Annotated in this window: 13 protein-coding genes; 10 read left to right on the forward strand and 3 right to left on the reverse strand. The window is 33.0% G+C overall.

The window, feature by feature from the left end; all coding sequences use genetic code 11:
• The first annotated feature begins 19 nt into the window (after positions 1 to 19).
• From glp to V6C74_RS03150, 7 genes are all read left to right on the forward strand, one after another.
• Positions 20 to 1,279 carry a gephyrin-like molybdotransferase Glp gene (gene glp, locus V6C74_RS03120; protein WP_002453803.1) on the forward strand — a complete coding sequence of 420 codons (1,260 nt, stop codon included), beginning with the start codon at positions 20 to 22 and terminating at the stop codon, positions 1,277 to 1,279.
• Positions 1,276 to 1,755: a molybdopterin-guanine dinucleotide biosynthesis protein B gene (mobB, locus tag V6C74_RS03125; protein WP_002453802.1), complete on the forward strand. Its 480-nt coding sequence runs from the start codon at positions 1,276 to 1,278 to the stop codon at positions 1,753 to 1,755. The genes glp and mobB overlap by 4 nt, the downstream gene beginning before the upstream one ends.
• The gene (locus V6C74_RS03130) at positions 1,755 to 2,207 is read left to right on the forward strand and encodes a molybdenum cofactor biosynthesis protein MoaE (protein ID WP_002453801.1); all 453 of its coding nucleotides are present in this window, start codon (positions 1,755 to 1,757) and stop codon (positions 2,205 to 2,207) included. Before mobB ends, V6C74_RS03130 begins: the two co-directional genes overlap by 1 nt.
• On the forward strand, positions 2,204 to 2,437 hold the full coding sequence (moaD, locus tag V6C74_RS03135; protein ID WP_002453800.1) for a molybdopterin converting factor subunit 1: 234 nt from the start codon (positions 2,204 to 2,206) through the stop codon (positions 2,435 to 2,437). The genes V6C74_RS03130 and moaD overlap by 4 nt, the downstream gene beginning before the upstream one ends.
• Positions 2,438 to 2,442: 5 nt before the next feature.
• Positions 2,443 to 3,048: a molybdenum cofactor guanylyltransferase MobA gene (gene mobA, locus V6C74_RS03140; protein WP_002432559.1), complete on the forward strand. Its 606-nt coding sequence runs from the start codon at positions 2,443 to 2,445 to the stop codon at positions 3,046 to 3,048.
• 12 nt (positions 3,049 to 3,060) lie between these two features.
• On the forward strand, positions 3,061 to 4,086 hold the full coding sequence (gene moaA, locus V6C74_RS03145) for a GTP 3',8-cyclase MoaA (RefSeq protein ID WP_002453799.1): 1,026 nt from the start codon (positions 3,061 to 3,063) through the stop codon (positions 4,084 to 4,086).
• A gap of 400 nt (positions 4,087 to 4,486) precedes the next feature.
• Positions 4,487 to 4,837, forward strand: a complete 351-nt coding sequence (locus tag V6C74_RS03150; RefSeq protein WP_002432752.1) for a SarA family transcriptional regulator — start codon at positions 4,487 to 4,489, stop codon at positions 4,835 to 4,837.
• Between the two features lie 64 nt (positions 4,838 to 4,901).
• On the opposite strand, the gene V6C74_RS03155 is transcribed toward V6C74_RS03150, so the two are convergent.
• Both V6C74_RS03155 and V6C74_RS03160 read right to left on the reverse strand, forming a co-directional pair.
• Positions 4,902 to 6,095 (reverse strand): MFS transporter, encoded by a 1,194-nt coding sequence (locus V6C74_RS03155; RefSeq protein WP_016898629.1) that lies wholly within the window; start codon positions 6,093 to 6,095, stop codon positions 4,902 to 4,904.
• Entirely contained in the window at positions 6,095 to 6,535 is a 441-nt protein-coding gene (locus V6C74_RS03160) for a MarR family transcriptional regulator (RefSeq protein WP_029625759.1), read from the reverse strand. Before V6C74_RS03160 ends, V6C74_RS03155 begins: the two co-directional genes overlap by 1 nt.
• A 168-nt stretch (positions 6,536 to 6,703) precedes the next feature.
• Between V6C74_RS03160 and V6C74_RS03165 the strand changes: the two genes are divergently transcribed.
• Positions 6,704 to 7,465 (forward strand): VOC family protein, encoded by a 762-nt coding sequence (locus tag V6C74_RS03165; RefSeq protein ID WP_002453796.1) that lies wholly within the window; start codon positions 6,704 to 6,706, stop codon positions 7,463 to 7,465.
• Here V6C74_RS03165 and V6C74_RS03170 read toward each other — a convergent pair.
• Positions 7,462 to 7,713: a hypothetical protein gene (locus tag V6C74_RS03170; RefSeq protein ID WP_002432919.1), complete on the reverse strand. Its 252-nt coding sequence runs from the start codon at positions 7,711 to 7,713 to the stop codon at positions 7,462 to 7,464. The two genes, V6C74_RS03165 and V6C74_RS03170, sit on opposite strands and share 4 nt — an antisense overlap.
• Positions 7,714 to 7,864: 151 nt before the next feature.
• Here V6C74_RS03170 and V6C74_RS03175 point away from each other — a divergent pair, with 151 nt between their 5' ends.
• Together V6C74_RS03175 and V6C74_RS03180 are read left to right on the forward strand one after the other, a co-directional pair.
• Entirely contained in the window at positions 7,865 to 9,115 is a 1,251-nt protein-coding gene (locus V6C74_RS03175; protein ID WP_002453795.1) for a lipid II:glycine glycyltransferase FemX, read from the forward strand.
• 90 nt (positions 9,116 to 9,205) lie between these two features.
• On the forward strand, positions 9,206 to 12,382 hold the full coding sequence (locus V6C74_RS03180) for an efflux RND transporter permease subunit (RefSeq protein WP_016898630.1): 3,177 nt from the start codon (positions 9,206 to 9,208) through the stop codon (positions 12,380 to 12,382).
• The last annotated feature ends 14 nt before the right edge of the window (positions 12,383 to 12,396 follow it).

Raw genomic sequence — 12,396 nt, forward strand, 5'->3', positions numbered from 1 at the left:
TATTTTTGGAGATGAAAATATGCCAGTTGAAAAAAGAAATCCTATTCCAGTAAAAGAAGCGATTTCTCGCATAATGAAACAAAATGTGTCGATTCGTACTACGAAAGTGGATTTAGATGAAAGTTTGGGGCGTGTTCTTGCAGAAGATATTGTTGCAACGTATGATATTCCACGTTTTAATAAGTCACCATATGATGGGTTCGCCATACGTAGTGAAGATTCTAAAGATGCTAGCGGTGAACATCGCATTGAATTTGAGGTTATCGATCATATAGGAGCGGGTTCAGTCTCAACTAAGACTTTAGGGAAAAATCAAGCGGTTCGTATTATGACTGGTGCGCAAATACCAGAGGGTGCTGATGCAGTTGTGATGTTTGAACAAACTATTGAATCTGAATCAACTTTTACTATACGTAAGCCGTTTGATCATCTTGAAAATATATCACTAAAAGGCGAAGAAACGACAACTGGAGATATCGTACTTAAAAAAGGACAACATATTAATCCGGGTGCGATTGCAGTATTAGCAACGTATGGCTATACACAAGTTCCTGTAACGATTAAACCAAGTGTAGCAATTATAGCTACAGGTAGTGAGTTGTTAGATGTAGAAGATGAATTAGAACCTGGTAAGATTAGAAATTCAAACGGACCTATGATTAAAGCGTTAGCTAAAAAAATTGGTTTAGAAGTAGGCACATATCAATTACAACAGGATAATCTGGAAAGTAGCATTCAAGTAGTTAAAGATGCTTTATCTCAACATGATATCGTCATTACTACAGGTGGTGTGTCAGTAGGTGATTTCGATTATCTACCAGAAATATATAAAGCGATAGATGCAAATGTCTTATTTAATAAGGTTGCTCAAAGACCAGGAAGTGTTACAACAGTCGCATTTAGTAATGGACAATATTTATTTGGTTTATCTGGGAATCCTTCAGCTTGTTTTACTGGTTTTGAATTATACGTTAAACCAGCTGTTAATAAATTGATAGGCGCAAGTGAGTGTTATCCTCAAATAATCAAAGCGACACTTATGGAAGATTTTACTAAGCCTAATCCTTTTACTCGTTTTATCAGAGCTAAAGCGACTTTAACACCTTCAGGTACTACAGTTGTCCCGTCAGGTTTTAATAAATCAGGTGCTGTTGTAGCGATTGCACATGCCAATGCGATGATTATGTTACCTAGTGGAACACGAGGTTTCAAAGCAGGGCACACGGTGGATGTAATACTTACAGAATCTAATGCGTTTGAAGAGGAATTGCTGTTGTGATTATACAAATTGTAGGATATAAAAATTCAGGAAAGACAACTTTAATGACACATGCGGTTTCATTTCTAAAAGAAAAGGGATTTACTGTAGCGACAATTAAACATCATGGCCATTTGGGGAATGATATTACACTGCAAAATGATGATGTTGATCATATGAAACATTTTAATGCAGGCGCTGATCAAAGCATTGTACAAGGTGAAACATTTCAACAAACAGTAACACGTATAAGTAAACAGAATCTTACTGATATTATTAAAGAATCTGTTACAATTGATTGTAATATCATCTTGGTAGAAGGTTTTAAAGAAGAACCGTTCAAAAAAGTTGTTGTATATAGAGATGATAGCGACTTAGAAATGTTATCTAAACTAACCAATGTATGTTTCACTATCAATTTGAACGAATCAAATGTTTATGAAAAATTTGAGATTGCATTGTTAGAATTGATTAAGATAGAAGGATTGAAAAATTAATGAAGCAATTTGAAATCGTGACTGAACCGATTCAAACTGAGCTATACAGAGATTACACACTCAATGAACATCAAGGAGCAGTTGTGGTTTTTACTGGTCATGTTAGAGAATGGACAAAGGGAGTTCGAACAAAATATCTAGAATATGAAGCTTATACTCCTATGGCAGAGAAGAAATTAGCTCAAATTGGCGATGAAATTAAGCAACGTTGGCCTGGCACGATAACTACAATTGTGCATCGTATCGGAGCGTTACAAATTTCTGACATCGCAGTGCTTATAGCGGTATCTTCACCACATAGAAAAGATGCTTATCAAGCAAATGAGTATGCAATTGAACGCATAAAAGAAATTGTTCCTATATGGAAAAAAGAAATTTGGGAAGATGGTGAAGAGTGGCAAGGCCACCAAAAGGGTACCCATCAAGAAGCGAAGAGGGGGAGAACATTATGAAAGTACTTTACTTCGCAGAATTGAAAGAAATTTTGAACCAATCATCTGAAGAGATAGATACTCAAAAAACGATGACAGTTCAAGAATTTGAAGCTTACCTACTTGAACAACATCCAGAAATTGAAAATAAAAAATTTCAAGTTGCAGTGAATGAGGAGTTTGTCAGAAAAGATGATATTGTACAACCTCAAGATACTGTAGCGCTTATTCCACCAGTTAGTGGAGGTTAGGTATAGTGAAAGCAATGATATTAGCAGGTGGTCATTCTGAACGCTTTGGTAAACCTAAAGCATTTGCAGAAATAGAAGGGCAACCATTTTATAAAAAAATCATAAACACTTTGACTTCAACAAATATGTTTAACGAGGTTATTATTAGCACCAATGAACAATTAGCGCCTTTATTTGAACATCAAAACGTTGTTATTGACGATAATAATAGTAGAAATAAGGGCCCATTAGCAGGAATTTATTCAGTAATGAAACAATATTCTGATGAGGAATTATTTTTTGTAGTTTCAGTTGATACACCTATGATTACAAGTAAAGCTATAAGTGGATTATATCAGTTTATGATTTCTCATCTCATTGAGGATCACTTAGATATTGCGGCTTTTAAAGACGCAGAAACAAAAATACCCACGATTGCCTTTTATAGTCCGCACGCATTGAAAACGATAGAGGCAGCTTTGCAATCAGATGACTATAGTTTGCGACATGTGTACAATCAATTATCCACTGACTGGTTAGACGTTTCTGAAATTCATTCTCCTCATTATTGGTACGACAATATTAACTATCAGCAAGACTTGGACTCTCTAAAAACGAAGATAAGAAATTAAGGAGGCCCAAATATGGTAGTAGAGCAAATTAAAGATAAATTAGGCCGACCTATACGTGATTTAAGGTTATCTGTCACAGATAGATGTAACTTTAGGTGTGATTACTGTATGCCTAAAGAGATATTTGGAGATGATTTTGTCTTTTTACCTAAAGAAGAGCTACTAACTTTTGAAGAAATGACTCGTATCTCACGTATTTATGCTGAATTAGGTGTCAAAAAGATTAGAATTACTGGAGGCGAACCTTTATTACGTCGTAATTTATATCAATTGATTGAACAGCTTAATGAGATTGAGGGTATTGAGGATATTGGCTTAACGACAAATGGCTTGCTTTTAAAGAAACATGGCCAAAATCTCTATAATGCAGGACTCCGTCGCATTAATGTAAGTTTAGATGCGATTGACGATGAGGTTTTCCAAGCAATTAATAACCGTAATATTAAAGCTTCTACTATTTTAGAACAAATAGACTATGCAGTTTCAATCGGATTTCACGTTAAAGTGAATGTCGTCATACAAAAAGGTGTGAATGATGACCAAATCATACCAATGATAGACTATTTTAAAGATAAGCAGATTGAAATTCGATTTATAGAATTTATGGATGTTGGTAACGACAATGGTTGGGATTTTAGTAAAGTTGTTACCAAAGATGAAATGCTAAATATGATTGAAGAACATTTTAATATTGAGCCACTAGAACCTAAATATTTTGGAGAAGTTGCTAAATATTATAGGCATAATGATAACGGAGCGAAGTTTGGTTTGATAACTAGTGTGTCTCAATCATTCTGTTCTACATGTACTCGAGCACGACTCTCATCAGATGGTAAATTTTACGGATGTTTATTTGCTACTGTGGATGGATTTAACGTTAAAGCATTCATGAGATCTGGAGCAACAGATGAAGAATTAAAAGAACAATTCAAAGCGCTGTGGCATATTCGAGATGACCGATATTCTGATGAACGAACAGAACAAACTGTTGCTAATCGCAAACGTAAAAAAATAAATATGAATTATATCGGAGGATAGTAGCCAGACCAACAGAGTATTTCATAGAAAACTGTATCTAGTCAAAGAAGATTGGAATTCCTTATTAACTCCTCATTTTATGTCGCCAAACTTTTTAGAGTCTGGCGATTTTCGCTTTATAGCTTCAAATTAACTATTGTGTGTTGTTTTAATTTTAAATGTTTATATTTTAAAGCGTTTAATTATGTAACATAGCTATAGCAAAATCTATTTAGATATTTTATATGCCTTTCAATATATAACTGATTGTTTAAAATGTTTAAATTCTTAACAAGATTTAGACGCTATTTTAATATTTGTAATAGATTAAATGCAAACTTTGTTATATAATAAAGTTAAGCAATTGAATTTTATAATGCAAACATAACATCTAAGAATCAACATTAGGAGGCATTTTATTATGAGTAACAAAGTACAACGTTTTATCGCATCTGAAAGAGAATTAAGTCAACTTAAACATTGGTTAAAGACGACTTATCGCATTTCGATTGAAGAATTTGTGGTTTTATACAAAGTTTATGCAGATACTAAGATTAGTGGTAAAGAACTCCGTGATACATTACATTTTGAAATGTTATGGGATACAAGTAAAATTGATGTAATTATAAGAAAGATTTACAAAAAAGAGTTAATTTCTAAATTACGTTCTGAAACAGATGAAAGACAAGTATTCTATTTCTTTGATGCTAAACAAAAGAAATTATTAGATAAAATGACTGGTGAAATTGAAACAATTAGTATTGCTAATTAATAGATTAAGCGCCTATCCCAAAATATAAGGGATAGGCGCTTTTATAGTTTAAAACCTATTAAATCTATTGATGCTTAACATTACGACCATGAACTACAAAATAAATAAATAACGTAATTATGCCTAATATTGCCATAATGCCATATAATTGACTATAAGTAATCATATGTGTGAAAAGGCCTAGGAATGATGGTCCGAAGCCAATACCGATATCTAAACCAATAAAATAAGTTGATGTAGCTAAGCCGTACTTCGTTGAAGGTGATACTTTAATTGCAATGGCTTGCATTGAGGAAGATAAGTTACCATACCCGATACCTAATGCAATACCAGCAATGAGTAATACCCAGCCATCAAAACTAAACATTAACATTGCAAAACTTATGATTAAGAAAATAAATGCAGGATAAACAACTACATTTTCATTTTTATCATCCATTAATCGACCTGCAATTGGGCGTGTCACAAGTGAAGCTACTGCATAAAATATGAAGAAGTAACTTGCGGCAGTTACTAAGTTTCTTTCAACTGCAAATGCTTGTAAGTAAGTGAGAATCGCAGCGTATGTGACACCAATTAACATCATGACAATCGCAACAGGAATTGCTTCTTTTGCGATAAAATTCCCCAAACTAAATGCTTTTCGATTAGACGTATCATTTTTAGATGCAACAGTTTTAAAATCAATTTTTATAAAGAGTGATAGTAAACCGCTCAATACTCCTAATATTACACAAATCATAAATAGAATTTGAATTGAAAATGAATTCATTAGCAACATGCCGAAGAAAGGACCAATCGCTGTACCCAAAACTAAGCTTAAAGAAAATAAACTAATTCCTTCACTTTTACGTGTAGGTGGTGTCACGTAAGCAGCAATGGTACCTGTTGCGGTAGTAGCGATTGCAGTAGCAATACCGTTAAGTAATCTTACTATCATCAAGAACCACACTGAACCTGGAATGAAGTAAAGTAATTGAGTAATGATTAAACAAATTAATCCGAAAATGAGTATCTTTTTTGGCCCAAAAGAGTTAACGTATTTTCCTGTGATAAATCGTCCAATAAGTGAGCCAACTATGAATAAACCTACGACCAGCCCAGCAAGTGAATCAGAAGCATGAAATTCAGTTTTACTATAACCAGCTATGACTACTATCAAAAGATACATACATAAATATACGAAAAAGTTAATTACAAAATTGAGATTAAAGCTTTTAGTAAATATGGGATCTTTAGTAGGTATCGCTTCGTTCATTATTTTTCCTCCTTAATAAGTGTCTCATGTATTTGAGACATAACTTTTGTAATTTCTGTTAGTTGTGCTTCTGTTAAGCCTACTTTCTTTATAATATCTTTTTGTATTACCGAAATTTCTTTATTTATAGTTTCAAACAAGGCTTGTCCTTCAGTGGTTAGTCTTAGTAATTTCTCTCTCTTATCACTACCTTGTTCTGTACTAATCCATTTATTATCAAGGAGTACTTTAACTATTTTACGAGTAGTTGGTTTTTCGATAGAACGTCGATTAGAAATTTTTGCTAATGTAGTTGGTTGAAAATTTGCTATGTCTCTTAAAACAAGCCATTGCCCAGTATGAATATCATGTTTATCTAAAATCGGTTGAGTTAATTTTGTGTATGGTCTGTATACACCTATAAAACTATTGAAGAAAGCATTGTTTAACATTAATAACACCTCATTCATGATATTTAGTTAGCTTGGCTAACCTTTTTTGAACGCAAGATATATTATATGACTAATATATGAATATTGCAATACCTTTTTATTCTTTTAGATATTTAAAGTAAAATGGCACGCTTTTTGTTAAAATAAAAATTAATTATAGGTAGAGGGGGTAGGTTGATGGAGCTTAAGTTTGATCACATTATTCATTACATTGATCAACTCAATCAATTTGAATTTCCTGGGAAATTATTAAAGTTACATAATGGTGGGAAACATCATCAATTTGGTACGTATAACCAGTTATCTTATATTAATGGTAATTATATTGAATTGTTAGATGTTGAAGATAAAGAAAAACTTAAGAAAGTAGCTAAAACAGAAGAGGGACGTGTCTCATTTGCTACTAAAATAGCCCAAGATGACTTTAATCAAGGGTTCAAGACAATTTGTTTGCGAACTAAAAACATAGAAGAAGTTAAAGCAACTTTACAAAAGAAAAATATTGATGTCATAGGACCTGTTCGTATGGAAAGGGAAAATAAAAAAGGGGATAAAGTAGGATGGCAACTTTTATATATAGCAGATCCTAGCTATAATGTTAAACCTCCATTCTTCATTCAATGGGATGAGAGTGAAGCATATAAAGAAGAAAGTTTAAAAGACTTGTATCAGAAGCAATTCTCAATAGAAACGCTTGTTGTGAGTAGTGAAAAACGCAATTTAACAGTAGACAATTGGATCAAATGGTATGACATGAAAGTTGTAGATGAAACTGATACGTATACTGACCTCATTTTAGCGGATGATGATATCCTTTTTAGAATTGAAGATGGAAAAGACCCAGGCTATCACACTCTAGTGATTAAAGATTCAGAAGCGACATCTCCATATTCAATAATAATTAGAGGTGCAAAATATCGCTTTGAACCTATAAATTAATATAGGTATTCATAAGTACTTTGAGCAATGATTGCAATGTGAATGAATGCAATGATTACTGAAATCATACTTAAAATAGTGTCAAAACGAGATGTTCTTATAAGTGAGAAGAAAATAGATAAAACAAATGATAACGCTACAAACATTACTCTCAAACTAAAATTTGATACAGTGAGCGGTTGAGCTAACGATGTTATAATAGCTAATAAGTTTAAAATGATAAATAAGAATAGAATGACTTTTCTCATTAAGAAAACCTCTTTATCTAATAATAATCATCATTATAACAAGCAACACTGTATAGACATAACTAAAAGGTTTATAACGTCCTTAATCGACAGTATCAAGGTTAGGATGTATAATTAAAATTACTGTAAAATAAAGGAGATATTATAAAGCATGGAAAAGATGAATATCACTAATCAAGAACATGACGCATTTGTAAAATCTCATCCAAATGGCGACTTACTGCAATTATCTAAATGGGCAGATACTAAGAAATTAACTGGATGGTACTCAAGACGAATTGCGGTTGGTGAAAATGGTGAAATTAAAGGTGTAGGACAATTACTATTCAAAAAAATACCTAAATTACCATTCACTTTATGCTATATATCAAGAGGTTTTGTAACTGATTATAATAATAAAGAAGCTTTAGAGACATTGTTGGAAATTGCTAAACAGGTAGCTAAAGAAGAGAAAGCTTATGCAATCAAAATTGATCCTGACGTTGAGGTTGATAAAGGCGCAGAGGCTTTAAAAAACCTTCGTGATTTAGGATTTAAACATAAAGGGTTCAAAGAAGGATTATCAAAGGATTATATCCAACCTAGAATGACAATGATTACGCCTATCGATAAATCTGACGATGAACTTATCCAAAGTTTTGAACGACGCAATCGTTCTAAAGTACGTTTAGCACTTAAACGAGGTACTAAAGTTGAACGTACTGGACGTGAGGGCTTAAAAACTTTCGCTAATTTGATGAAAATTACAGGTGAACGAGATGGGTTCTTAACGCGTGATATTAGTTACTTTGAAAATATTTATGATGCATTACATGAAGATGGAGATGCAGAACTTTTCTTAGTGAAATTAGAACCTAAGCCAGTTTTAGAACAAGTTAATAAAGACTTAGATAATCTTTCAAAAGAAAAAGAAAAGCTACAACAGAAAAAGCAAGACAAAAAAACATTAAATAAAATAAACGATGCTGAAAATAAAATTAAGAAAACTCATGAACTAAAAGTGAATTTAACAGAGCTTGAAAAAGAACATCCAAATGGCATCTATTTATCGGGTGCATTATTGATGTTCGCAGGTAATAAGTCATATTATCTATATGGTGCCTCTTCAAATGATTTCCGTGATTTCTTACCAAATCATCATATGCAATTCGAAATGATGAAGTATGCTCGAGAGCACGGTGCTACCACGTATGATTTTGGTGGAACTGATAATAATCCAGATAAAGATTCAGAACATTATGGATTATGGGCATTTAAGCGTGTTTGGGCCACATATTTAAGTGAAAAAATAGGTGAATTTGATTATGTCCTTAATCAACCGCTATATCAATTGATTGAACAAGTAAAACCTCGTTTAACTAAGGCTAAGATTAAATTATCACGTAAACTAAAAGGTAAATAATGCAACAAAAATCTGAACGCTTCTGTGACTCAACTAGATCGTTCAGATTTTTTTACTAAATATATTTTTAATATAGAAGGGAATACTAGAATGATTAAAAAGTTATTACAGTTCTCGCTAGGTAATAAATTCGCTATATTTTTAATGGTTGTTTTAGTCATCTTAGGCGGGATTTATTCGAGTGCAAAATTAAAACTCGAACTTTTACCAGATGTTGAGAATCCGATGATTTCTGTTCAAACTACCATGCCTGGTGCTACCCCTCAATCAACTGAAGATGAAATTAGTAGGAAAATAGATAATCAAGTACGTTCCTTGGCTTATGTAAAGAGTGTGAAGACAGAATCCATACAGAATGCATCAATTGTAACAGTTGAATATAATGATGGCACAGATATGGATAAAGCTGAAGAACAACTAAGAAAAGAAATTGATAAAATTAAATTTAAAGACGGAGTGGGAGATCCGGAATTAACTCGAAACTCTATGGATGCCTTCCCAATCGTTGCATATTCATTTACAAGTAATAAACATGACTTAAAAGATGTAACTAAAGAGCTTAATCAACAACTTATCCCTAAATTACAAACGATTAATGGTGTTCAAAATGCTCAATTAAATGGTCAAACTAATCGTGAAGTAACACTGAAATTTAAGCAAGATGCTTTAGATGATAAAGGGTTAACTGCTGATGATGTCGAAAATTACATAAAAACTGCTACTCGTGAAACACCGTTAGGATTATTCCAATTTGGTAAAACGGATAAATCGCTTGTCGTTGACGGTCAATTTGAATCAGTTAATGCTTTAAAAAATCTAAAGATTCCTTTATCTATAGCAGGACAAGGCAATCAAAGTAGTGATGATTCTAATAATAGCGATTCTGATAATGAGAGCTTAATGCCTAAAGAAAATTCCAACTCTTCGCAATCAGGATCAAAAATGGCAAGTAGTAATGGGAAAATGCCATCAGTAAGCTTAAAAGACTTAGCTGACGTTTCTGTAGGAGATAATCGAACTTCAATATCTAAAACGAATGGTAAAGACGCAGTTAACTTACAAATTATGAAATCTCAAGATGCTAATACTGTTCAAGTTGCCAAAGAAGTTCAGAAAAAAGTAGATGAATTTGTTAAGAATAATAAGGGTATGACATCAACGAAGACGATGGATACAGCTAAACCCATTGAAGATTCCCTTTATACCATGGTAGAAAAAGCAGCTTTAGGTACGATTGTAGCTATTATAGTAATTCTTCTATTCTTACGTAATATTAGAACAACAGCTATTTCAGTAGTATCAATCCCATTGTCCATTCTAATTGCTATGGTGGCTTTAAAGTTAAGTAATGTATCATTAAATATTCTGACATTAGGTGCATTAACTGTCGCAATAGGACGTGTGATTGATGACTCTATCGTCGTAGTTGAAAATATTTATCGTAGACTATCAGATCCCAATGAGACAATGAAAGGTGAAAATTTAATAATTAATGCGACAACTGAAGTATTTAAACCTATCATGTCCTCTACTTTAGTAACGATTGTCGTATTTTTACCACTTGTCTTTGTATCAGGTTCTGTCGGTGAAATGTTTAGACCATTTGCGCTGGCTATCACATTTAGTCTTTTAGCGTCACTCCTTGTTTCCATTACGGTTGTGCCGGCTTTAGGTTCTACACTTTTCAGAAAAGGTGTGAAAACGAAGCGTCAGCGTGAAGGTTTAGGTGTGATTAGCAAAGAATATAGACGAATACTAAAATGGTCACTCAATCATAAATGGATAGTCATTGTGATTAGTAAAGTGATTTTAATTGGTAGTATAGGTTTAGGTGCGACAACATTAGGAACAAGCTATATTTCGTCGGGGGATAATAAATTCTTAGCATTAACTTATACGCCTAAACCCGGCGAAACTGAAAAGTCAGTTTTAAATCATGCGAAGGAAGTACAAAAATACTTAGATAGTAAAGATAAAGTTCAAGCCGTACAATATTCTGTTGGAGGACCGACACCTCAAGATCCAACAGGTAGCACAAATAGTATGGCAATTATGGTTAAATATGATTCAAATACACTTCACTTTGATGAGGAACCAGATAAAGTGCTTAAACATATTGAGACGTTTAAGCAACCAGGAGATTGGAAAAATCAGGATTTAGGAACTGGTGCAGGTAATGATTCAATAGAAGTGACTGTAAAAGGTCCTTCACCAGAATCAATTAAAGATACGGTTGAAAATATTGAGAAGAAAATGAAAAATATTGATGGTATCGTAAATGTTAAATCAGATTTATCACAAACTTATGATCAATATGAAATTAAAGTAGATCAGAATAAGGCTGCCGATAATGGTATTTCGGCAAGTCAATTAGCTATGAATCTTAATGAGAACTTGCCTGAAAAGACAATTACTACAGTTAAAGATAAAGGCAAGAAAATTGATGTTAAAGTTAAACAGAATAAGCAAACTGATTGGTCTCCGAAGAAACTGAATAATATAGAATTGAAAAAACCAACAGGTGGAACAATTAAATTAAGTAAAATAGCTTCATTACAGAAAACTACGACACCAAGTAAGTTAACGCAAGAAGATGGAGACTATGCAACGACTGTGACAGGTAAAGTTTCAGATAAAGATGTCGGAGGTAAGTCTCGCGAAGTCATGTCTCAATTAAATGACATTCATAAACCAAACAACGTTAAAATGAATGTTGGTGGTGCGACTGATGATATTAATACGGCGATGTCTCAATTAGCTATAGCTATGTTAGCTGCTATTATTATTGTTTATTTAATACTTGTCATTACTTTCAAAGGTGGGCTAGCTCCATTTACAATACTCTTCTCATTACCATTTACTGTTGTAGGTGTTGTATTGGCTCTTGTTATAACTGGCGAAACAATTTCCGTACCAAGTTTAATAGGTATGTTGATGCTTATAGGTATTGTGGTAACTAACGCGATTGTCTTAATTGACCGAGTAATAAACAATGAAAAGAATGGTCTGGAAATGAAAGAAGCATTAATTGAAGCGGGTGGCACTCGTATCAGACCTATTTTAATGACTGCAATAGCAACAATTGGTGCATTAATTCCATTGTTATTTGGTCAAGATAGTTCAATTCTTATTTCAAAAGGATTGGCAGCTACTGTAATAGGCGGTTTAGTTTCTTCAACAATATTGACACTCATCGTCGTTCCAGTTATTTACGAAATCTTGTTCACCCTAAAGAATAAATTTTCTAGAAAATGGAATAATAAATAGAAAAAATCGACTTA

Source organism: Staphylococcus capitis subsp. capitis (genome assembly GCF_040739495.1).
Lineage (GTDB): Bacteria > Bacillota > Bacilli > Staphylococcales > Staphylococcaceae > Staphylococcus > Staphylococcus capitis.

Excerpts from the sequence above, each read along its gene's own strand:
- V6C74_RS03155 (WP_016898629.1), bottom strand. The coding sequence starts at position 6,095 with ATGAACGAAGCGATACCTACTAAAGATCCCATATTTACTAAAAGCTTT.
- moaD (WP_002453800.1), top strand. The coding sequence starts at position 2,204 with ATGAAAGTACTTTACTTCGCAGAATTGAAAGAAATTTTGAACCAATCA.
- V6C74_RS03170 (WP_002432919.1), bottom strand. The coding sequence starts at position 7,713 with ATGAGAAAAGTCATTCTATTCTTATTTATCATTTTAAACTTATTAGCT.
- V6C74_RS03150 (WP_002432752.1), top strand. The coding sequence starts at position 4,487 with ATGAGTAACAAAGTACAACGTTTTATCGCATCTGAAAGAGAATTAAGT.
- V6C74_RS03180 (WP_016898630.1), top strand. The coding sequence starts at position 9,206 with ATGATTAAAAAGTTATTACAGTTCTCGCTAGGTAATAAATTCGCTATA.
- V6C74_RS03175 (WP_002453795.1), top strand. The coding sequence starts at position 7,865 with ATGGAAAAGATGAATATCACTAATCAAGAACATGACGCATTTGTAAAA.
- glp (WP_002453803.1), top strand. The coding sequence starts at position 20 with ATGCCAGTTGAAAAAAGAAATCCTATTCCAGTAAAAGAAGCGATTTCT.
- V6C74_RS03165 (WP_002453796.1), top strand. The coding sequence starts at position 6,704 with ATGGAGCTTAAGTTTGATCACATTATTCATTACATTGATCAACTCAAT.
- V6C74_RS03130 (WP_002453801.1), top strand. The coding sequence starts at position 1,755 with ATGAAGCAATTTGAAATCGTGACTGAACCGATTCAAACTGAGCTATAC.
- moaA (WP_002453799.1), top strand. The coding sequence starts at position 3,061 with ATGGTAGTAGAGCAAATTAAAGATAAATTAGGCCGACCTATACGTGAT.